Origin of the sequence: Clostridium sp. MCC353 (assembly GCF_018785315.1) — a bacterium.
GTDB lineage: Bacteria > Bacillota > Clostridia > Lachnospirales > Lachnospiraceae > CHH4-2.
Map to the genome: position 1 here is coordinate 15,947 of NZ_WQPN01000083.1, position 23,007 is coordinate 38,953.

At 46.7% G+C, this 23,007-nt stretch carries 19 protein-coding genes; 6 read left to right on the top strand and 13 right to left on the bottom strand.

Annotation, left to right across the window (positions count from 1 at the left end; genetic code table 11):
* Positions 1–187: 187 nt before the first annotated feature.
* From GPL15_RS15455 to GPL15_RS15475, 5 genes are all read right to left on the bottom strand, one after another.
* Positions 188–403, bottom strand: a complete 216-nt coding sequence (locus tag GPL15_RS15455) for a DUF378 domain-containing protein (RefSeq protein WP_215699582.1) — start codon at positions 401–403, stop codon at positions 188–190.
* A gap of 105 nt (positions 404–508) precedes the next feature.
* Positions 509–2,017 (bottom strand): AAA family ATPase, encoded by a 1,509-nt coding sequence (locus tag GPL15_RS15460; RefSeq protein ID WP_215699583.1) that lies wholly within the window; start codon positions 2,015–2,017, stop codon positions 509–511.
* Positions 2,014–3,393, bottom strand: coding sequence for a VWA-like domain-containing protein (locus GPL15_RS15465; protein ID WP_215699584.1), 1,380 nt, complete (start codon positions 3,391–3,393; stop codon positions 2,014–2,016). The genes GPL15_RS15460 and GPL15_RS15465 overlap by 4 nt, the downstream gene beginning before the upstream one ends.
* The gene (locus tag GPL15_RS15470; RefSeq protein WP_215699585.1) at positions 3,390–4,277 is read right to left on the bottom strand and encodes a leucine-rich repeat domain-containing protein; all 888 of its coding nucleotides are present in this window, start codon (positions 4,275–4,277) and stop codon (positions 3,390–3,392) included. The genes GPL15_RS15465 and GPL15_RS15470 overlap by 4 nt, the downstream gene beginning before the upstream one ends.
* Before the next feature lie 285 nt (positions 4,278–4,562).
* Positions 4,563–5,378 (bottom strand): hypothetical protein, encoded by an 816-nt coding sequence (locus GPL15_RS15475; RefSeq protein ID WP_215699586.1) that lies wholly within the window; start codon positions 5,376–5,378, stop codon positions 4,563–4,565.
* Positions 5,379–5,856: 478 nt separating this feature from the next.
* Here GPL15_RS15475 and GPL15_RS15480 point away from each other — a divergent pair, with 478 nt between their 5' ends.
* Complete coding sequence (locus GPL15_RS15480) at positions 5,857–6,159, top strand: hypothetical protein (RefSeq protein WP_215699587.1); 303 nt, start codon at positions 5,857–5,859, stop codon at positions 6,157–6,159.
* Here the strand turns inward: GPL15_RS15480 and GPL15_RS15485 are convergent.
* The 4 genes from GPL15_RS15485 to GPL15_RS15500 all read right to left on the bottom strand — a co-directional run bounded on the left by GPL15_RS15485 (position 6,123) and on the right by GPL15_RS15500 (position 10,694).
* Entirely contained in the window at positions 6,123–6,383 is a 261-nt protein-coding gene (locus GPL15_RS15485) for a helix-turn-helix transcriptional regulator (protein ID WP_215699588.1), read from the bottom strand. The genes GPL15_RS15480 and GPL15_RS15485 overlap by 37 nt on opposite strands.
* A gap of 540 nt (positions 6,384–6,923) precedes the next feature.
* On the bottom strand, positions 6,924–8,192 hold the full coding sequence (locus tag GPL15_RS15490; RefSeq protein WP_215699589.1) for an SLC13 family permease: 1,269 nt from the start codon (positions 8,190–8,192) through the stop codon (positions 6,924–6,926).
* Between the two features lie 67 nt (positions 8,193–8,259).
* On the bottom strand, positions 8,260–9,399 hold the full coding sequence (locus GPL15_RS15495) for a mandelate racemase/muconate lactonizing enzyme family protein (RefSeq protein ID WP_215699590.1): 1,140 nt from the start codon (positions 9,397–9,399) through the stop codon (positions 8,260–8,262).
* Between the two features lie 242 nt (positions 9,400–9,641).
* Positions 9,642–10,694, bottom strand: coding sequence for an AraC family transcriptional regulator (locus GPL15_RS15500; RefSeq protein ID WP_215699591.1), 1,053 nt, complete (start codon positions 10,692–10,694; stop codon positions 9,642–9,644).
* A 538-nt stretch (positions 10,695–11,232) separates the two neighbouring features.
* Here GPL15_RS15500 and GPL15_RS15505 point away from each other — a divergent pair.
* On the top strand, positions 11,233–12,567 hold the full coding sequence (locus GPL15_RS15505; protein ID WP_215699592.1) for an ATP-binding protein: 1,335 nt from the start codon (positions 11,233–11,235) through the stop codon (positions 12,565–12,567).
* Between the two features lie 96 nt (positions 12,568–12,663).
* On the opposite strand, the gene GPL15_RS15510 is transcribed toward GPL15_RS15505, so the two are convergent.
* The 3 genes from GPL15_RS15510 to GPL15_RS15520 form a co-directional block, all read right to left on the bottom strand.
* Positions 12,664–13,509: a carbohydrate ABC transporter permease gene (locus GPL15_RS15510; protein WP_215699593.1), complete on the bottom strand. Its 846-nt coding sequence runs from the start codon at positions 13,507–13,509 to the stop codon at positions 12,664–12,666.
* 6 nt (positions 13,510–13,515) lie between these two features.
* On the bottom strand, positions 13,516–14,427 hold the full coding sequence (locus GPL15_RS15515; RefSeq protein ID WP_215699594.1) for a sugar ABC transporter permease: 912 nt from the start codon (positions 14,425–14,427) through the stop codon (positions 13,516–13,518).
* A 157-nt stretch (positions 14,428–14,584) separates the two neighbouring features.
* Complete coding sequence (locus GPL15_RS15520) at positions 14,585–15,973, bottom strand: extracellular solute-binding protein (protein WP_215699595.1); 1,389 nt, start codon at positions 15,971–15,973, stop codon at positions 14,585–14,587.
* Between the two features lie 255 nt (positions 15,974–16,228).
* On the opposite strand from GPL15_RS15520, the gene GPL15_RS15525 reads away from it, so the two are divergent.
* Both GPL15_RS15525 and GPL15_RS15530 read left to right on the top strand, forming a co-directional pair.
* On the top strand, positions 16,229–17,977 hold the full coding sequence (locus GPL15_RS15525) for a sensor histidine kinase (protein WP_215699596.1): 1,749 nt from the start codon (positions 16,229–16,231) through the stop codon (positions 17,975–17,977).
* Positions 17,978–18,000: 23 nt separating this feature from the next.
* A complete protein-coding gene (locus GPL15_RS15530) occupies positions 18,001–19,527 on the top strand; it encodes a response regulator (protein WP_215699597.1) in 1,527 nt (508 codons plus the stop codon).
* Here the strand turns inward: GPL15_RS15530 and GPL15_RS15535 are convergent.
* Positions 19,524–20,378, bottom strand: coding sequence for an AraC family transcriptional regulator (locus GPL15_RS15535; protein ID WP_215699598.1), 855 nt, complete (start codon positions 20,376–20,378; stop codon positions 19,524–19,526). The genes GPL15_RS15530 and GPL15_RS15535 overlap by 4 nt on opposite strands.
* Before the next feature lie 225 nt (positions 20,379–20,603).
* On the opposite strand from GPL15_RS15535, the gene GPL15_RS15540 reads away from it, so the two are divergent.
* Together GPL15_RS15540 and GPL15_RS15545 are read left to right on the top strand one after the other, a co-directional pair.
* On the top strand, positions 20,604–22,001 hold the full coding sequence (locus GPL15_RS15540) for an alpha-glucosidase/alpha-galactosidase (protein WP_215699599.1): 1,398 nt from the start codon (positions 20,604–20,606) through the stop codon (positions 21,999–22,001).
* A gap of 23 nt (positions 22,002–22,024) precedes the next feature.
* Positions 22,025–22,930, top strand: a complete 906-nt coding sequence (locus GPL15_RS15545; protein ID WP_252198455.1) for an amidohydrolase family protein — start codon at positions 22,025–22,027, stop codon at positions 22,928–22,930.
* Positions 22,931–23,007 lie beyond the last annotated feature (77 nt).

Below are 23,007 nucleotides of genomic sequence, written 5' to 3' on the forward strand. Positions count from 1 at the left end.
AACCGCCAAGGCTTTTTCCAAAATCCCTTCGCCCTTTAATGTAAAACGCCAAGGCTTTTTCGAAAATCCCTTCACCCCCTAGGTCACCCCCCTATGTAAAATCCCCCCACGCTCTCCCCCAATAAATTAGAAAAAACCGGTTTCAAAGGACATTTCCTCAAAAACCGGTTTCTGCACATTTTTACAATTATACTGGTGTTGACGGCTGGTGAGCCTGGCTGTAAAACGTGATAAGATACAGACCACTCAGTCCTACCAGGCCATAGACAATTCTGGACAGCCAGGTCATGTCTCCTAAAAGGAATGATACCAGGTTGAAACGGAACAGGCCTATTAAGCCCCAGTTAATCGCTCCGATAATTGCAATTGTCAATGCTGTACAATCAATTGCTCTGTTTCCCATATATTTCTGCCTCCTTTTCATGAGCGACCCATAACATGGTTTGGAGTTATGGAGTTCATATGGCTATTATGAACCAGAAATGGAGATTTATACATAAATCGGAGATTAATTCCCTATTTTATTCAGAATTTCCGCCTCCTGCCGGTCGAACAGCAGGTTTTTATTGTACTGGTAATAGCGTTCACAGTCATAGGACTGGAGGAAATGCACACTGTAATAATTGGTGTTCAGCTCCGTAATGAAGATCACCATTTCCTGGCTTTCCCCAAAAGCCGCTTCCATAAAGTTAAAGGCATTTTCAAGCATCTGTCCGCCTTCTGCGGACATCTCTTCATACCGGTCGCTCTCCTGCCCAAATGCCTGGCGCAGCCTTTCCCATGCCTCTTTTCCGCCGTCAATATGTTCGGCCCGAAAAAGCTGCAGATACTCTTCCATCTTGTCAATCACAGAAAGATACTTGTGATCTTCCTTCCGGGATAAAAGCTTTGCCGCCTTCTTTTCCCGGCGTTTTTCTTTCAATTCCACGGTTAAGGTTTCAAACAGCGTTTGGGCCCCGTCCGACCCGGTAAGAATATCCGGCAGTTGGCTGAACTTTCGCAGATATTTCATGAGAAGCTCCATAAACTGTTCCTTTTCCTGGATTTCATAGAACTGCCGACCCAGCCTGGACAGCAGAAGCCCGATTACACTCAGCCGTTCATCAAAGGGCGCTTTTGCCAGTTTATCGCAGACCGCTTCATTGATCACTCCCGAGAGGATTTCGTCCACCTGATAATCATTCTGGTATTTATAATAGAGTTCCAGGTAATTGGCAAAATCACGGGCGATCTTTCCATGCTGGATGTATTGGAACACCACATCCCGGTCCACAGGTTTCTTTATCTTCTCATATACTTCGATCAGCCGCGACAAATCTTCCCAGCCTCTGGGCGTGGCAAATACCGGCCCGTCCACTGTGGTTTCAATCTGGCAGAAATACTGCTTCTTCACCGCTAAATAGGAAATGACCGCGGGATGTATTTTCACTTGGTAAGCGTATTCCTTCCAAACCTCAAAATCCGCTTCTACATGGATCATCTTGATCCGGTCCAGGGTGACAATGTCAAAATCCCGCACAGATTTATTAAATTCCGGCGGATTTCCTGCCGCCACAATCATCCATCCCTCAGGAATGGCGTGATTTCCAAATGTCTTGCACTGTAAAAACTGAAGCATGGTGGGCGCTAAGGTTTCAGACACGCAGTTGATCTCATCAATAAACAGGATTCCTTCCTGCAAGCCGGTTCTTTCAATCATATCATAAATGGAAGCCACAATTTCACTCATGGTGTATTCCGTAACGGCATATTCCCTGCCGCCATAGGTCTTTTTTTCAATCATGGGCAGGCCAATGGCGCTCTGCCTGGTATGATGGGTAATGGTATAGGCCACCAGGCCGATCTGGCACTCCTGGGCGATCTGCTCCATGATCTGGGTCTTTCCCACCCCCGGCGGCCCGATTAACAGCACCGGACGCTGGCGGATGGACGGAATTGCGTATTCTCCGTATTCATCCTTTAACAGATATGCTTCTATGGTGTTTTTTATTTCTGCTTTCGCACGCTTTATGTTCATTTATCCTTTTCAATCCTTCCAATATCGTCAATATCCAGAATCAGCTTAATGGCCCATGCGGGCACCGAAACATCGGAGTAATGATCCTGGACAAATACAAACGCCGTATCATAAACCGGCTTTTTCACCGGATAAATGCCCTGTCCGTCTGTAAAATAGATCAGCCCTCTAAGGCTTTTAAACCTTCCAAGCGCCATCAGCCGGTTCACATATTCAAAGGCCGGCCTGAAATCAGTTCCGCCCTTTCCCTTGACCGTGAACTCTTTTCTATATGCATCCATCTCTTCCCTGCTGGTTATCACCTGGTCGGACTGGATCTTGTCGTCGCACTGGATGATGTGGATGTTGATCTTCCTGAAGTAGCTTTCCGATTCACACAAAACAGAATAGGTTTCCTCCAGAAACTTTAACACCAGCTCCCCGGAACAGGACATGGATGTATCAATCACGATCACAAAATCTTCAATTCTGTAGACTTCCTTAGACTCTAGGGGCTCGATTAAAGGCATATTTCCGTACATGGAAAGGCCGTAAGTGTAAAATACATAGTCAAAGGAATCCTCATCCACCTGCATTTCTTCCTTCAGCACCGAAAATTTCCTGAGAAACTGCTTATAATCATACCGTTCCCTGTTTTCCACCTGAACCTGGTCCATAAGGCTTCTGGAATCTTCCGCCTCCTGGTTTCCCAGCGTCTCCATTTCCGTCTGCATTTTTTCACGGTTATCGTTCCACTGGTTCTGTCTCTGAATCCGGCTTTGGGGCGGTTCTTCCTCCAGCCAGTAGGAATGGTCGTCGAAGCGAAATTCCTTCACCAGGCTTTTGTAATACTTTTCCGGCGGATTCATTTTTAAAAGTTCCTTATAAATGCCTTCGGCCGTCAGTACTTTTAACCGCTTCCGAAACCTGAGATAAGTCTCTCTCCGCAGGGGAGACGGCGGCACATGGATGCATTTCTTATATAGATCATCGATCACCGATTCCATGGCAATGTCACATGCCAGATCCCAGTAATCCATCCTGCCCGGCTTTGTTTCATCCGGTTGTTCCTCCTGATTTTCAGCGCCTGCAATCAACCGGGCATGGTACATATGGCAGAAGAGGCAGTGAAGCACCAAATGCAGGTAAGTTCTGTTGACCTGCACCCGTCCCTTCCTGAACAACTCAAACAAATACGCCGGATTGTAGTAAATAACCCAGCCGTCCGTTCCCATCCCCCTGCACCCCGGATCTGCTTCAAATCCCAGAGAACTGAGGGATACATCCAAAAAGCGCATATTCAAATACAGTTCATTCCTCGCTGCGCTCAAAATCTGAGTGCACAGTTCCACTTCATTCAGTTCCTCAAGCTGTCTGTGTCTGGTTGGATCGATCATAATTCAAACTTCCTTCTCACAGTTCTTTTACCGGCGAATCTGGTGTGGCTAAAATCCATCAAATAACTGGTGGCCCCGGCATTTCCCGTCCGCCTGGCTTCTTCTGTCATCATTTCGGCAATTTTAACGTCCCTGACATAGTTTTGTGTAAACCAAATGAGCCGCTCCATCAGAGAATCGCCCGGCCACTCCCGCCTGGCCGCAATCCTGCCGGCGGTTACCATGTGCTCAGAAAGATAAGCCTCATATGCCCCTTTGTGTTCCATCGTCAGGCCCAAAGGGTACATAAGACGCCCCATCACCACATCCACCGTCAGTTCCTCCGCCTCCTGCACCTTCAAATGAGGGAACAGGGAATCGTAATCCCGGAACTGGAATTCCGTATTCTGAAAACAGTAGCGGTAACGGTGTCCGCAGCCATGGGTCTGGTTTCCCGTAATCCTGGCAGGCGTATTTTCTATGGATTCTTCGTAAAATTCAGTGAATATCAGGCGGGCCTCCTGCTGGCCGTGATATCTCACATATAAGGTCTGTCTGAGTTCAAACAGCACCTCTTTCAAACAGGATTTCTGGCCGGGCACCACTGTCACGTCCAGAACTTCCACCGCTGTACATCCGGTAAATACCCCTGCCCCGATATCTTCTATGGTGCTGTAAAATGATATATTTTTCAAATTGCCGCAGTTATACAACGCATAGGCCCCGATCTTTCTGATCCCGGCCGGAAGCTGCAGCGTCTTTAATTTATGGCCGGACAGCGCGTATTTTCCAAGTTCACTGACGATTTTTCCGTCTATCGTCTCAGGAATTGTCACAACAGTGTCCTCTGTCAGACACTTTATGATCCGTATCTGTCCGCCGGATTCTTCGTATTCAAATTCCATGTTAATCCTTCCTGAAACAGCTTTATTATATCAATTTTTCTTTCCAAGTATACCGCAGACAGGAAGGAAACTCAAGGGAAGTAAATGGTAACGGATCCATTTTTACAACAATAGGTAACAGTTCAGACCTGTCTGAACTGTTACGCATCCAGCCCATTAAAGTCGCCTTCGGCGAGGGGCTGGATGCCTGCAACCACTATATTTTCGTACGGTCCGCGCAGTAAATGCGCAGACCTATCTGAACTGTTACATCAATTTGGCAGCTTCTTGACCGTTTTTTTGGGGTCAAGAGGATGAGCCGTTTGAACTTTCACTATGTTCCGGAACCAGGGTTACACTTTTTGCATAGATATGATTCCCTTCTGCTAACGGCCGGTCCCATACAATTTCAATTTCATCGCCGCCTTTCACGCTGCTCTCATCTGTTTCTCCGAAGTAGACCTCATAAACTCCCGGCATTTCATCCGTTCGGGAAGATACCAGAAAATAATCCTCTCCTACTTCCTTTACAACTGCAGTCATCTTCTGTTCCTTCCACGCAAATACCGCCCCGTCCGTCACTTCAATGCCGACTCTGGGGTCTGTGAGAGTAACTTCTGAGGATTCCCCCTTCACAAAGAGATACTGTCCGTCCTCTTCTTTGAAAACAAAATGATAAAGGCCGTCATTCGTAACAGCCGTCAGTATTCCGTCTTCCATCTGGTAGGTGCCGTAATTGAGGTAAGAGCTGAGGATATCATAAGAAAAGCTGAAATGGCCGTCCTCATAAAGGGTCAATCCGGGCACCGGCGCACTTTGCTCACCGGACTGCAGATAATAGGTTTTATATGGTACATCATTTTCCGCAATTTCATCATTTTCCAGCATTTCATTATTTTCCGTCTTTTCGTTATTTTCCAGCTTTTCATCCGCTTCATAAGCTGTTCCTTTTTCCGGTTCCGGTTTTTGAGTTTCCTCAAATTTTACGGAATCCGTCCGGGCTTCTTCCATTGATGCAGTCGGAGTTTCCGACACCCCCGTGCCGCTGGGCTCACCGCATCCTGTCAGAAAAGCAGTAGTCATTACCATACACAGCATCATTTTTTTCCAGCTTTTTTTCATGTGCAAAACCTCCATTTTTAAGCGTTGGGCAATCACATAAACAGGTTTCCGTTTCTTTTATCTCCGTATACAAACAATACCATATCTTCATGTCACTTACTTTACTTTTTAATTACGATTCGCTGTTATTTTCACTGTGGACCGGGATAACTGAATAAACTGAGAACGTTACGCAGGAAAATGGAGGAGAAACTGCGTTTGTATCTCTATCTGCTGAAAATCACGCCCTATTTTTTTTATAAGCCCATGTTTATTGCAGCAAACATAAAACTCACCTCTGGATATCAATTAGAACATCAGAACTGACTTTGAGCACTTCACAGATTCCTTTTAGCTCTATATCAGCCAAGTATCTTTGCCATCTAATTCTCTCCCTCTATCACCGGAAAGTGTGTATCACATTTTGCACCAACTCTATTGATTTTATAATGAGAATGAACTATAATCGATTTTAAAAGTGAGACAAAGAGGAGATAGCATGAGTAACGACACTGAAAAATTCAAAGAAAAGATTTATCACCTAATGATTGGAGCTTTCGATTTAGAACATTACCCAATTCAAGAAAGCCAATTTGTAGCAAACGAATATGAAGAAGGAAAATTTTGCGACAAGGCATATGAGGAAGTCTATAATGCCAACCGTAGAATTTGTGAACGTCTGGGCGTTGATGAGGACAAAGACGTGGAATTTATTATCAGTAACTTAATAGATATAGGCAAACATTTATCAATGAAAATGTACGACTATGGCGTTTTCTTTTCCTCTCCGTCAATCAAGTAATCATAGCTGACATGGAATAATTCTGATAATGCTTTCAGTTCTAAATCTGTGACATATCTTTTGTTGGTTTCGATACGGGTAATGACATTCTTATCCATATCAGTACCAGATAACTGTAATGCACGGGCTAAATCCCGTTGTGACAGCCCATGCAATTCTCTAAGTTCTTTCAAGCGCGAACTGATTAGATTTTTCTCGCCTGTTTTGGTTCGTGGCTTTGGCATATGATTTCCCTACCTTTTGTATCATAATATGCACTTTAGTTTATCCCAAAACTGATGGCTTATCGGTTGTAAAAGTGAGACAGCAATAAAACAGACACACAAATGTAGCATTTAACTATCTATTGACAAGGAGGGGTACTACTGTATAAAAAGCTGAAAGTTTATGAAGGCAGTCAGAGGAATTATAAATCTGTTCCTAAAATTATTTTATCCAGCCAATGGAATCCGGTCCCAAGGCCCGGGTGTCAGGGAACAGGAGGTCGTGTGGAGCCCCTTAGAGATACTTAGCCTTCAAGGACGAAAAAAGACAGGCAGAAACTGATAACCGAATCAGTTTCTGAGGTGCCCGCTGAGATGTGAAGTCCATAAAGAGTTCGCATCGAATGGGCACCGCCCTGTCTTTTTTCGCCCTTGAAGGCTTTAGTATCTCTTAGGGGCAGAACCCGATCTCCTGTTCTCTGACGCCCGGGCCCCGGGACCGGATTCCCCTTCTTCACGGCGTAACTCCCGCCAATTCATCAAATAAAGATTCCCCCTATTTTAATAATAAGGCCACACCACCGGAAGATAGAATGTGGCGAACAGGAAACAGATCACCACAATCGGCGCCGCGAATTTAATGTAGTCCATGAATTTATACCCGCCCGGCCCGTAAATCAAAGCCTGAGGCGGAGCCCCAATCGGAGTACAGATAGACAGTGCCGCACCGGAAGCCGCAGCCATTATCAGCGACCTGGGATCGGCCCCGATTGACTGGGCGATGATACCGGCCAGCGGACATAAGAGAGCCAAAGTAGCTGTATTGGACATAAACTGTGTCACTACGGCCGACAATCCAAACATAACAGCCGTAATCAGGAACACATTGGTAGAATCTCCCAGGACCGCAGTAATGCCCGATGCGATCAGATCGGCTCCGCCCGTATTTTTAAGGGCAGTTGTCAGCGGAAGAACACCTGCAAACATGATTAAAGTTTTCCAGCTGATGGAATCCAGGGCTTCTTTTTCGCTCAGAACTCCGGTCAGCACTAAGAGCACCGCTCCCACCATGGCAATCAGCCATGTGGCGTAGCCGATTTGAGCACTGAAGATCAGGCCCAGAATTGTGAGCACGATAATCAAATAGGCCAGTTTTTCCTTTCCTGCCGTCAGAGAACCGGCTTTGCCTTTCTCCGCCTTGATCTCCATTTCATCCAGTTTATAGTCCGGCAGCAGTTTCCAGCCGATAAAAAATACATAGAGCACGGCCAAAATTGCTATGGGCAGGCCTACAACCGTAAAATCAAAGAATGTATAGGTCTGTCCCGTTCCCAGGTCTTCTAAAGAAGTCACCACAAACGCATTGCCCGGCCCTCCGATCAGGGTGATTCCGCCTCCGATCACGGCTCCTGTGGCCATGGGAAGAAGGAGTTTACTCCTGCTTATGTTCACGCTGCTGCAAATGCTGAGAATAATGGGGAGCAGAATCGCCGCTACAGCCGTATTGGACAAAAATGCGGAAAATACTGCTGTAACCCCTATGGTCGCCGTAATGAGCATTCTTTCGTTATTGCTGTATTTGTACAAAATATCTCCGATTTTCTTAGACACGCTGGTCTTTTCCAACGCTCCGCCCAGCACAAAAATAGCCGCAAACAGCACCACCGTCGTATTGGAAAATCCACCCAGGGCCTCCGATGCGCTCAAAACTTTGGTCAGAGACAAAGATACCACAATTAAAACAGACGTCAACGCCAAAGGTATTTTCTCACTTGCATACAGAACAATCGCCAGCACCAGTATAATCAATGTAATCGTCATTGGATTCATAAATCTTTACCCCCTTAAATATATGTAATTTACCCCTAACATTCTAAAAACCTAATAGTCTAAATACCTAACGGTCCAAAACCGAACCGTCATAAGCGATCACTGCGGTCAGATCCCTGGGCTTCGCCGGAAATCTTTGACGGATATCGTCCACAAGTTCGATTCCGATCCCCGGCCTGTCCGGAATCAGGATATGCCCGTCTTCCACCAAAAGCGGTTCTTTTATCATGCCGTCTTCTTTTCCGTCCATGTTAAATGACGGAAATTCCTGAATTGCAAAATTCGGGATACATGCGTCTAACTGGAGACAGGCCGCAGTTGAAACAGGCCCCAGCGGATTGTGGGGAACGATTCCCACATAATGCATTTCTGCTATGGCCGCGGCCTTCTTAGCCACAGTCAAGCCGCCCAAAGCGCACACATCCGGCCGCACATACCTGGCCCCGCCGACGGTGATCAATTCCTCCATCTCCTGAAGATTGACCGCCCTTTCCCCGGTAGTGATGGGTACGGAAGCGGCTCCGGCCACCTGAGCCATCGCTTTTGCATTGTCCGGCGCAATGGGATCTTCCACAAAATACGGAAAACAGGGTTCCACGCCTTTTACAAATGAAACCGCCTCCGCCGCTGTCATAGAACGGTGTACCTCTATGCAGAGGTCAAATCCGCTGCCCACCGCCTCACGGCACCGTCTCACCTTTTCGATCTCCGTTTCCACCTTTTTTGCATAGATCACAGGCTCTTTCATGGTCATCGGCGCCGACAGATCGGGTATGATCAGACGGGCGGCCGTAAAGCCTTTTTCTTTCAGTTCCCTGCACCCCTCAGCCATTTCATCCGCCGTGTAGCGGAAAACCGGGGCGTAGGTTCTCACCCGGTCCCTGCATTGTCCCCCTAACAGCTCATATACCGGCACATTTAAGTATTTTCCTTTGATATCCCACAGGGCGATGTCCACAGCAGACAGAGCGCTCATGATTACAGACCCCCGGAAATAAAGACAGCGGTATAAAAACTGCCAGATATGTTCGGTTTTCATGGGATTTTCACCGATCAGATATTTTTTCACTTTTTCTATAACCGCTGCCGCGGCGTCCAGATATCCCCAGATTCCCACTTCGCCGATTCCCGTTATTCCTTCGTCCGTATGGATTTTAAGGAACAGATATTTGTCCGCGGGAATCAGCTCCAGATCCGTTATCTTCATCCTCACATTTCTCCTTTCAACTTTTCTTGAGTATAGCAAAAGGCGGAAATTCCATCTATTCTTTTATTTGTGCGTTCTATATAGGTTATGTAAAATAATTCCGTAATTTTTATTCACTATTATTTTAATATCTAAGTATTTTACCATTATAATATATAATAAATTCGACTAATTCGTTATTTTGTCCTTTTTTCAGCATCAAAAAAATCCAAGCATTTACCCATGGACAAATACTTGGATTTCTAGTTTAAAATTTTTTTGATCTGGCGGTAAAACTCTTCCACCTGATCCAATACAGCCTGATTCTTCCCGTCCGAAATACGATTTTCCGCCTCTTCGTCCTGTTTGGATTCAGCCAAATAACAGCCTGTGTATTCCTTCAGCTTCGCCGACGCCCTCTCGTCCCGGCAGGGGATGAACTGGCGGACCAGCTCGTCAATGACCGGGGATTTTTCATCTTCGATCTCGCTCCGGTATTGGTTGGGCGTTTTTAAGAAGTATTTCTTAAATGCCAGGGTAAAGGACTTAACATCCGCAAATCCGGTATCCAATGCGATATCCAGGATGGTTTTGGACGTTTTATTCATCTCATGAATCCCGTGCCTCAGCCGGATTCTGGTGAGATATTCATAGTATCCGATGCCAATCCTCTTTTTAAACAGAGTGGAAAGATAGGTTTTATTATAACCGGTCAGCTCCGACAGATCATCCATGGTGATTTTCTTACTGTAGTTTTTCTCTGAGTATTTGACCATCTGCTGAAATGCCCTGTCCTGCTTTTTATTCTGGGAGAGGCCCTTGTTTGACACCTGCTCCGGCTGGAATTTGGCCAGAAGCTGGGCCGACAAAAGCGATGCATATCCCCTCACCCGGAAGGCCGCGGCCGCCTCTTCTTTTAAAAGTTCCTCCATGATGCAGGCCGCCAGGCGGCGCAGTTCGGTGAATTCCGGCCGGTATCTGGTGCTGCGGTCCGAAATGCAGGTAAACCTCAGGCTCTTATCCTCTTCCAATATCTCTTCAAATATAATGGGGTCCAAATGCAGCACCATGGCCTGGGTTCCCGGCTCCTTTAGCAGGGTGGCATGGCCCTGGTTTGAATTGATGAGCAGCACATCGTCCTCTTCCATCTCATAAATGCTGCCTTCCACATAGGCTTCCAGTTTCCCGGAGGTGACGATCATCAACTCCATCTGGGGATGCCAGTTAAAGCGGAAACGGTTGATCTCATGGATGTATTCTTTCAGAACCGTGTGGTTCTGCGGGTCGTTGATTTCTCCAAAGTATAGTGACGGCATGGCCTGGCAGTCTCCCCCCTTTTTGCGGCGCGGTTTTAAGCTTATGGTCATATCGGCGAGGGGCTGGATGCCTGCAGCCGCTATGGTTTCGTACGGTCCGCGCAGTAAATGTGCAGACCTATTTGAATTGTTGCAAGCTTTTCAAATACACTAATAAAGTTGTGCAGAGTATAGCATTTTTAGGGAAAACTGTCAATTTCTGCGGAAACATATTACCATTTCTTCTGCAGAGACATAGTAACAGTTCAGACAGGTCTGAACTGTTACGCATCCAGCCCATTAAAGTCGCCTGCGGCGAGGGGCTGGATGCTTGCAACCGCTATGGTTTCGTACGGTCCGCGCAATAAATGCGCAGACCTATCTGAACTGTTACGAGACATATACCATTTCTGCAGAAACACAGTATTACCATACTATAACAGTTCAGACGGCAGAAAAGTAATTATTGAATAACACACTTCACATAGTATATAATAAAAGTGTGATTATTTTACAGTTTTTATATATAATTATGTGAACAAGGGAGGGATTGTATCATATGGAACGGCTCATACTGGAACGGTTATTAAAATGGAAAAACTCATCTTATCGGAAACCATTAATACTAAAAGGCGTCCGGCAGGTTGGTAAAACATGGGTGCTGAAAGAATTCGGAAGGCGGTATTATGAAAACACCGCCTACTTCAATTTCGATGAACATGAAGAATACAAGCAGTTCTTTGAAACCACAAAAGATGTGAACCGTATTCTTCAAAACCTGATGTTTGCCGGCGGTCAAAAAATCTCCCCCGGAAAGACCCTCATCATTTTCGACGAAGTGCAGGACTGCCCCAAGGTCATTAACTCCATGAAATATTTCTGTGAGAACGCCCCGGAATATCACATAGCCTGCGCAGGATCACTGCTTGGAATCGCATTATCAAAACCGTCTTCTTTTCCGGTTGGGAAGGTTAACTTCATGCAGATCGATCCCATGACGTTTACGGAATTTCTTATGGCCAACGGGGATGATAATCTGGCTGCCTATCTGAATACGGTCGATGTAATAGAACCCTTGCCGGATGCATTTTTCAATCCTCTGTATGAGAAACTGAAGATGTATTATGTGACTGGCGGCATGCCGGAATCCGTATTGATGTGGACAGAAGCGAGGGATATAAACGCCATGCAGGAAACCCTGTCAAATATTATCGGCGCCTATGAACGGGACTTCGCCAAGCATCCCGATATCAGCGAATTTCCTAAGATTTCTATGCTTTGGAAATCAATCCCGTCTCAGCTTGCCAGAGAAAACAAAAAATTCATCTATAAGGCAGTCAAAGAAGGGGCAAGGGCAAGAGAATATGGAGATGCTCTGCAATGGCTGGTGGACGCCAGACTGGTGCATAAAATATACCGCAGCAGCAAACCCGGACTTCCGGTTTCCGCTTACGACGATCTGTCCGCTTTCAAACTGTATCTTGTGGATGTAGGGCTTCTACGCCGTCTGGCAATGCTTGCGCCGTCCGCATTTGGCGAAGGCAACCGCCTTTTTACGGAATTTAAAGGGGCATTAAGCGAAAATTATGTACTGCAGTCGCTGCTTACCCAGTTAGAAGTCACTCCGCGGTATTGGAGCCAGACCAATCCTCCTTATGAAGTTGATTTTATGATACAGCGGGAGAACGACATTTTCCCGGTGGAAGTAAAATCCGAGACCAATACCGCAGGCAGAAGCCTGAAAAAATTCAAAGAATTATTCGGCGATACGGTAAAACTGCGCATCCGGTTTTCCCTGGACAATTTGAAACTGGATGACGACGTGCTGAACATCCCTCTTTTTATGGCGGATCATGCTGACCGGCTGATCGGACTGGCCCTGAGGCGCATTTGAGACAGCTCAAACAATAAAAATCCGCTGAAAAACCTCTCCACAGAAAAAAAGGTTCCCGGAGCACCCCTGCGTACCGGAAACCTTTTTTCATTCTATTTACCCTTTTAACCCAGAGGTACTGATTCCTTCCACCAGATATTTCTGGAAGAAGATAAAGATCAGCACTGCCGGAAGTATGGACAGCGTAGCCATTGCGAACATTGCGCCGTAATCGGAAGAGGAGCCCGGATCACAGAACAGTTTCAGCGCCAGGCTGACCGGATATTTTGCCGATTCGTTGATATACAGCAATGCGGAAAGGAAATCATCCCATCTCCACATAAAGGAGAAGATGCCCGCCGTAACCAAAGCAGGTGTGATTAACGGAACGATAATCCGCAAAAATATGCTGTAATATGAGCAGCCGTCGATCTTGGCCGCCTCGTCCAGCTCCCTGGGAATCCCTTCGATGAAATTCATCATCAGGTACACGAAAAATCCCTGGATTGCGAAGAAATAGGGTACGGTTAAAGGCAGATAACTTCCCACCCAGCCTAATTTCTGATACCACAGATACTGAGGGATCATGAGAACCTGCGCCGGCAGCATCATGGATAACAGCATTGCCACAAACAGGATTTTCCGTCCCGGGAACTTGCATCTGGCAAACCCGTAAGCCACAAACGCGGAAGAAATCACCGTGCCCACAGTGGCCACAACCGCGATAAAGAACGAATTCTTAAAAAATGTTCCAAAACCGATTTTTGCGAATCCCTTCCAGCCCGTCGCATAGTTAGCCAATGTAAAATGTTCCGGTATCAGGGTTCCCGCCGTGGTAAATATGGTTTTGCTCTCTTTAAAGGAGCTCATGATCATCCAGATCAAAGGATAGATCATGATAATTCCAAATCCGCAGACCAGAATATGATAAATTACTTTCCCAGCCACTTTCTTTTCTTTCATCGGTCATCACACTCCTTCATCATAAACCCAGAATTTTTTCGTTGCAAACAGAACTGCCGTCACCATACCGATGATAGCCAGCATAACCCAGGCCAGAGCCGCGCCGTATCCGGTGTTGTAGAACTCAAAGGACTGCTGGTACATATAAACAGTGTAGAATAACGTGGAATTCATCGGTTTTCCCTGTGTGATAATGAAACACTGGGTAAATGCCAGGAAACCGTTAATCATCTGCATAACCAGATTAAAGAAAATCGTCGGTGTCAAAAGCGGAAGGGTAATCTTAAAAAACTGTGAAAATTTGTTGGCTCCGTCCACTCTTGCCGCCTCGTAAAGGGTGACAGGAATCTGCTTTAAAGAGGACAGGAAAATGAGCATGGAAGAACCAAACTGCCAGACAGCCAATATAATCAAGGTCCAGATGGCGGTATTTTTATTGCCCAGCCAGGAAAAACTGGTTTGAATTCCGATCACTCCCAGCAAAGTATTGATAACGCCGTCTGTTGCGAACATTCGTTTCCAGAGAATTGATACGGCCACGGAACCGCCGATGATGGACGGAAGGTAGTAGGCCGCGCGGTAGAATCCGGTCGCCTTTGTGGTTTTCAAAAGGATCATTGCCACCAGCAGTGCGAAAACAAGGCGGAGCGGTACGGATACTAATGCAAAATAAAAGGTAACTCCGATGGTTTTAAAAAACGTTTTATCATCGGTAAACATCTTTATGTAGTTTTTCAGTCCCGCAAATACAGGCGGCGACAGAATGTTGTAATCACAAAATGAATAATAGAGCGATATTCCCATAGGTACAACCATAAACAACAGAAAGCCTATGGTAAATGGCAGAGTAAATACGAAACCGGCCGAACTCTCTTTATTCAGGAAACTTCTGAGGTTAAATTCTTTCTTATTCTTCATGGTCTTTCCTTCTCCCCGCATAAACTGGCTCTTAAAATCCTGCCTGGTATAAATTCACTTCATACCAGGCAGGGTGTTAACTATTTTAAATTTTACCGTTATAACTTCGCCGTTTTCACGATTCCGTTATCACTGTCAGCTTCTGATATGCCCCAAATTACTGCGCCATAATCTTATTGCCCTGCTCAAATAATTCCTGAGCAGCTTCTTTAGCTGTAATTTCACCGTAGCATAATCTCTCTTCCAGCTTGTCGATCAGATCATATACTTCGCTGGCTCCGTCCGGTGCAGGCGGGTTGATGGTGGAAGAATTAGGGGTAACCACTTCATTGATGTATCTGATCACTTCCTGGTCGCCTTCGCTCATCTGAGACGAGATCGCATCGGCTACCACGTTTGAAATCGGGACTCCACGCTCGCCTAACAGTACATTGTTGCACTCTACTGAATTGGTAACGAAGTCAAGGACTTTTGCCGCTTCTTCCGGATTCTTGCTGTCCACGGTCACTGCAAAGAACTGGCTTGGTTTCAGATAGTCTGATTTTACAGGGTCAGATGACGGCCATGTGGTCATGCCGATTTCCATTCCTTCCGGAGCCGCGTTCATAACGGCTGTAAGCTGGTTGGAATAGTAGAGCGCACACCAGGACATGGTTTCAGGGCTTGTGCCGTATACCAATGGATCCTGTTCAACAGAACCGATGGTTCTTTCAGCAAAGATGCTGGGATCTACATGCCATCCCTCTTTCATGCCGGTTTCATAATAATCGAAAAATGCTTCCAGAGATTCCGGTGACGCCACACCCAGTTTGTCCTTCTCGAACAGAATTTCCCCGTTGGCTCTCATGGTGTACTCGATGAAGTTGTCGCCGTTATTATATGCAACGTTTGTCTTATATCCTGTTTTTTCGTTAATTTCACGGCAAAGAGCGATGAATTCATCTTTTGTCATATTGTCTTTCACGGTGATTCCATTTTCATCCAAAAGGGTTTTATTATACAAAAGGGCCGGAGCATTAATGCCGTTACAGATAGCATAGATTCCGTCTCCTACTTTTCCTGAATTTAAAATGCCTTCGTCCACATTGCTCACATCGATCACTCCGCTCTCTATGTAAGGCGTCAGATCGACCAACAGATTATTGCTCACATACTGTTCCAGATATTTGTAGTCCATCTGGACGATATCAGGAAGGGAATGGCCTGCGGAAGCGGTAGCCAGCTTGTTCCAGTAATCCGCCCACTCGGCAAACTGTCCGTCAAAGGTAACATTAGGATTCTGTTCTGTGTACATGTCCAAAACTGCCTGGGTTCTTTCATTTCTGGTCTGGTTGCCCCACCAGGAAAATGTCAGGTTCACCGCATCGCCGCCTGCTGCCTGGGATCCTGCGTCCGCCGCCTGGCTGCCTGTATCTGCCGGAGCTTTTGCGTCCGCCGATGCCGCCTGGCTGGCTGCCGGTGTTTCCGATGTTTTCGCGCCGCCGCATGCCGTCAATGATCCAACTGCCATCAAACCAGCCATGATTAAAGCCATTTTCTTCTTCATAAATACATCCTCCATTTTGTTATTTTGTTTCGCTGCAATGTAGTTTTATTATAGATGCCGCCATTTCATTTGTATATCGGACAAAACCGAGTTCAAATTAGAAAAAACCGACCATTTTATCTGTGAACTTGTATTTGCTTCTTAAATTATATATAATTTGAAACACAACATCACAGTTCCTTACCGCCCGGCGGATGACCGGACCCGCGGAAGGAAGATGGAAAACGCCCAAACGGCAGAAAGGAAGAATCGCTCATGCTGCAGCGCGTCAAAACCTCTGTTTCCAACCTTCCACTGAAGAAAAAGATATTTTCCATCACTTTAATCAGCATCATTCTGCTGTCGGCCTCCGCGCTGATCGGCATACAGATCACATCTTCTTCCAATAAAAAACTGCTTTATAATACAATCGCCGGTTCCCTGTCCTATTCCGCGACGGACATCTCCAACCGGCTGGACAACATCGAAACCATGTCTTATATGATCCTCTCCAACGCCGGAATCCAGTCCAACCTGTCCATCATTAAGGATTCCCACGATTACATCAAGAGGACCCAGGCATTTCAGGAACTGAATGCGGTAATTCCCGATTACTACCAGAGTTTTAAGGCCAATAATCTATCCTACATAAACCTCTATAATGATTATTTCACCTCATATTCCAATAAATATTATTCTGACCGGGTTCCTGATCAGATCCATGAAAAGCTCGTGCAGGAATCGGAAGCAAAGGAAGGAGCTGTCTGCTGGATCAGCAGGTACAACGACCAATACGGGCTGTTCCTGGGCCGCGATATCCGCAGGATCAAACAGACCCGGCTGGATCATTTGGGAACCCTGCTGGTCTGTGTGGACATCGACGCCATGGTGAAATCCGCCACAGAGTTCAGCAGTCAATATGAAAATGCCTCCTATCTGCTGATTGACGGAGATGACCTGATCTATCACTCCAAGAATTTTACCGAGGAAGAGGCTGTAAGCATTCAATCAGCCCTGGACAGCTCCTATAAAATCCTGAATCTGAATAACCACAATTATTTTGCGGTAAAAGGCCGGATTCCTGATTATGACTGGGATTATATCTGTCTGGTTTCCTACGACGCCATGACGTCCGCCCTGCGTCTGTCCCAGTTCCTCTGCATTTCCATCATTTTGTTATGCGTCATTTTTACACTGCTGCTTTCCAGGCGGCTGATCAATTCCGTGGTCTATCATTTCAACACACTGCTGGATAAGATGAAAGCTTTTGGAAAAGACGAAACCACCATCCCAAATGTGGATTACGACTACAGCGCCAGAAATGACGAGCTGGGCCTGCTCCACCGGCAGTTCGACCATATGGCCTACAAGATTCAGCATTTGATCCAGGTCAACTATGTCAATGAACTGCTGAAAAAAGAAGCCCAGCTAAAGGCGCTGGAAAACCAGATCAACCCCCATTTTCTCTACAACACCCTGGAATCCGTCAACTGGCGGGCCAAGGCCATCGGAGAGACGGAGATATCTTCTATGGTAGAAGCGCTGGGCGCCCTGCTCCGCGTGACATTAAACAAAAAAGAGAGCATTTTTACCCTGAAACAGGAATTGGAACTGGTTTTAAGCTATATGACCATACAGAAAATCAGGTTTGAGGACCGGCTGGAATTTTCCGTACAGGTCCCGGACAGCCTTCTTGCGGCCACCATCCCCAAGCTGACCATACAGCCTCTGGTGGAAAATGCGATTCACTACGGCCTGGAAGAAATGACAGAGGAATGCTCCATCTGCGTCTCGGCGGCCTGCGAGGGAAACCGGCTCCGCATCTATGTGACCAACAGCGGCTCCCTTTTTGAAGAAAACCTGCTGGAAAAATTGAAAACCAATGAAATCCTGCCCCACGGGTTTGGAATCGGGCTTTTGAACATCGATAAGCGCTTAAAGCTCACATTTGGGGATGAATACGGGCTGACTTTGTACAATCAGGATGACCTGGCAGTGGCCATGGTAACGATCCCCAAAGAATAAGATTCAGAAAAGAGGTCAACATCATGTTAAAATTAATCATCGCTGACGATGAACGGATTATCCGGGAAACCATTTCCCATCTGATCGATTGGAACAGCATTGGAATTGAACTGGCAGGAGTCTGCAAAGACGGCATCGAAGCCTACAATATGATATTGGACGAATCCCCGGATATCGTGCTGACCGACATCAAGATGCCGGGGCTGTCCGGCCTGGAACTGGTCCAGAGGATTTCCCAGACGGATCTGGACACCCAGTTCATCCTTTTATCCGGTTACGGGGAATTCAGCTATGCCAAAGAGGCCATGAAATACGGGCTGCGCCATTATCTTTTAAAGCCGTGCAATGAAGAGCAGATCATTGCCAGCGTAAAGGAAGTGATCGACGACTGCTACCACAAGCGGGCCACCCACCGGATGCAGGAGCAGCAAAAGCTTCTGCTGGACAATCTGCATACCAGCATCATAACCAGCATCATCAATGAAGGGGTGGCTTCCGACGGGGAATATGACGGGATTTTCCATACTTATTCCCGTTTCCTGGATTTCTCTTCCACGGGATACGAACTGTATTATCTGTATTTTCTGGAAGAACAGAACCTGAGCGAATGTTTCGAACAGCTTCAGATCCATCACCGGAAAAATGCCCCCGGCATCCCTCTTCACGGCATCTATGTCCACAATACGCTGCTGCTGTTTTTCCAGAGCTACCAGAGAGAATATTCCGCCTTTGAAGAACTGCTGGACAGCCTTAATTTTGAGGAACAGGCCGTCGCCCTCTCTTACAAGAGGATTTCTTATGAAAATCTGAATCTTTTATTGGCTACGGTTCTCAATAAAGTCCGGCGTTACGGCACGATCTTTTGCATGAACGGCCCGCGCCCGGTACCCACCTGCAATTACAAAAACCTGATCCAGATTGTGGAAGACCTCTGCGTCGGCATTTCCGGAGCCGCGGATGCGGAACACACCAGAGAGTTTGGGGAGCTGACCGATATCTTAAACGGGATCACCAATGTGGAATTTTTAAAACAGCTTGTTTCCAACATTCTGATCCGTTTTTCCACCAATTCGGCCCTCTGCTCTCCCATCGTCGCCACAGAACTGATGCTGGAATTAAACCAGATGCATGACGTTACCGCCATCCGCTCCCTGCTGACCGGAAAACTGAGGGAAATGCTCAGAGACGCCGCCGCCCAGCCATCCAGCCACGGCGACCTGATCGACAAAACCATCGCCTATGTCAACGACCATTTATCCAACCCCAATCTCACCCTGAAATGGATTGCGGAAAATTACCTCTATATGAACGTGGACTATGTGAGCAAAAAATTCATCCGGGAAACGGGCAGCAAATTTTCCAATTTTTTGACAGAACTGCGGATACAAAAGGCCAAAGAACTTCTCACCGGCTGTGATTCGGAAAAAATCCAATACGTGGCCGAGCAGGTGGGCTGCGGCAACAATCCCCAGTATTTCAGCCAGATCTTTAAGAAAAATACGGGCATGACCCCCAGCGCCTACGCGAAAAAAATGAACGGAGGCACCTAAAAAGTCCCTTTTTTCCTGTATTTTAATGGGGTCATATCCACATATTTTTTAAAGACCCGTTCAAAATAAGTGATGCTTTCAAAGCCCAGCCGCTCTGAAATCTCGGTCACAGAATATTCGCTGTGAAGCAGCAGGTGTTTGGCCTGCTGCACCCGGCTCACATTCTGGTACTCATTGATGGTAAAACCTGTGACCTCTTTAAAAATGCGGCTGATATAGGATTTGCTGATATAGAACCTGGCCGCCAGCTCTTCCAGGTTTTCATTGGTCTCGCAGTGGTTCAGCAGATAATCGGCGATTTCATGGACCTTCTGGTGTTTTACAGTCAGCACTTTCTGGCTTTCCTGAACGAATTTAGCCGTTTTCCGGTTGCGGTATAAGAGGAGCAGGATCTCAGCCATTTTCATTTTCACCATCATCTGGTAATTTCCCATCTTTCGTTTCAGCTCCCGGTGGATCTGTGTCAGAAGCTGTACGGTCTGCTCCCAGTCCTCCGGGCGGATTCCCAGCACGCCGTAATTCGTTTCAAACAGCGCTTCCAAGGTGAACAGGCCGTTGGCTTTCAAAAACGGATCGAAAATCTCTTCTCTCAAATGGACCAGAATCCTGTCGTGGTAGGATTTTTGGGCCATGCTGGTTTTATGGATCTGGTTTCTCTTCACCAGCACCACCATCCCCTTTTCCACCCGGTACGTCTCTTTGTCTATAAAATAATACCGTTCTCCTTCCATCAAAAAATACAGTTCATAGCTGTCATGGAAATGGCGGTACTGCATGGAATATTCCTCGTCCCGGGTCACCCGCTCGATCATGAACCCTTCCATTTCTTCCAGATATACTTTTTGAATCATAGCTTCCTCCATCCTTTTTCAACTTATGCCCTCTTCCGCCTGTGTCTGTAGCCAAAAGTACGATTTTATAAAAAGCAGTCAATATTTTATAAGATTATTATACTATATTATAGTAAAATAGCTACTAGAGAATCTGTGCTGGGAGAAAATTTGCTGGAAAGATTCACCCCGTCAGCACCACAATAAAATAAAAGCCGCAGGCAAAGCGGCGGAAATGAGGTTAATATGAAATACGCAGACAACAAAGTATCCGATGTGAATATCGCCTATATCGGCGGCGGCTCAAGGGGTTGGGCATGGACTTTTATGACCGACTTATCCATGGACGATTCTTTAAGCGGCACCATCCGTTTATACGACATCGATCCGGAAGCCGCAAAGCACAATGAAATCATCGGAAACGCCCTGACCGCCAGGGAAGATACCACTGGAAAATGGAACTATACCACTTGTGAGACCATCAAAGAAGCTCTGACAGGGGTTGATTTCGTGGTGATCTCCATCCTTCCGGGAACATTTGATGAGATGGCGTCCGATGTGCATCTGCCTGAACGCCTTGGCATTTACCAGTCCGTAGGCGATACTGCAGGCCCGGGCGGAATCATCCGCGCGCTCCGCACCATCCCCATGTTTGTGGACATCGCGAACGCAATCAAAGAATATTCTCCTGAAGCCTGGGTCATCAACTATACAAACCCGATGACATTATGCGTTAAGACCTTATACCATGTATTCCCGCAGATCAAGGCATTTGGCTGCTGCCACGAAGTGTTCGGAACCCAGAAAGTATTAAAGGGAATCTGTGAAGAGACTTTCGGCTTAAAAGATGTAAACCGCGCCGATATTTTTGTAAATGTTCTGGGCATCAACCATTTCACATGGTTTGACCAGGCGTCCTACAAGGGAATCGACTTATTCCCTGTTTACAAAGAGTACATAGACAGCCATTATGAAGAAGGCTATAATGAGCCGGATAAAAACTGGGCCAACAGCACATTCAGCTGCGCTCACCGGGTTAAATTCGACCTGTTCCGCCGCTACGGCCTGATCGCCGCCGCCGGAGACAGACATCTGGCTGAGTTCATGCCCGGAGACGAATACCTGAAAGATCCTGAGACCGTTACAAGCTGGAAATTCGGCTTAACCACTGTGGACTGGAGAAAGAACGACTTAAAAGAGCGTCTGGCTAAGAGCGCCCGCCTTGTGAGCGGAGAACAGCAGATCGAGCTGAAACCTTCAGGAGAAGAGGGAATCCTCTTAATCAAAGCACTCTGCGGCCTCACCCGCATTGTAAGCAATGTAAATATCCCTAACACAGGCCTTCAGATTCCTAACCTTCCATCAAGCGCAGTTGTGGAAACCAACGCAGTTTTCAGCCGTAATTCCATCAAACCTCTGATCGCGGGCGAGATTCCAACCGGAGTTCTGGAGCTGATCACACCTCATGTGGAAAATCATGAAACTGTGCTGAAAGCCGCTTTGGACTGTGATAAAGAGCTGGTTTACAAGGCATTTTTAAATGATCCCCTTGTAAAGGGACGTGCATCTGAAGAAGATGTGAAAGCGCTGGCTGATGAAATGATCGAAAATACCAAAAAATATCTGCCTGAGGGCTGGAACTAATACATTCCGGCATGGAGGCCGCCATGAAAATTATCGACGCACATGCCCATGTAGTCCAATATATCGCAGGCACCGGTTCCCAGGGGGAACTCCGGGCCTGCGGCGGCGGACGGGCCATTTACGCCACGGGAGAATCCTTCCCCATGTTCCCACCGGAAATCGGGGAATACAATGCCACGCCGGAAGCCCTTTTAAAAGTAATGGACGCCCATGATGTGGAAAAAGCCGTGCTGTTACAGGGGAATTATTTTGGCTTTCAGAATCTCTATACCTATGAAGCCATAAAGAAATACCCGGACCGTTTTACAGGAGCCGCCACTTATGACCCGTTCTGCGCTGAAAAGGACAAAATACGGGAACATCTCTTCGGGGAGCTGGGCTTTAAGATCATCAAATTTGAAGTCAGCAGCGGTTCCGGCCTAATGAGCTATCACCCCACCGTAGACCTGGACGGGGAAGTCATGCACGACGTTTACAGCCATGCAGCCAAAAACGGCCTGACCTTTGTCATCGACATCGGCCGTCCCCGGAACAACTGCTGGCAGATCAATGCATTGAGAAATGCCGTCTTAAAATACCCGGAGATGAAGTTTGTCATCTGCCACCTTCTGGCTCCGCAGCTGGGCGACGGGGACCTGCTGAAACGCTCTTTGGAAAAGCTGGCCCTGCCCAATGTTTGGTTTGACATCGCCGCCCTCTGCCTCAACAGCAAACCCGAGACATTTCCCTATCCCACCGCTCAAAAGTACGTCCGCTGCGGCCTGGATATCGCCGGCGCGGACCGGCTCATGTGGGGAAGCGATATGCCCTCCGCCATGACCCGTGACAGTTACCGGCATTTTATCGAGTTTGTGGAGGGGAATGAATTGGTGAACGCGGAGGAAAAAGAGAAAATCTTTTATGAGAATGCGGTAAGTGTATATTTTTAACATCAGGCGTGAAGGGATTTTCGAAAAAGCCTTGAGGGTTTAAAGTAAACCCTCAAGGCTTTTTCGAAAATCCCTTC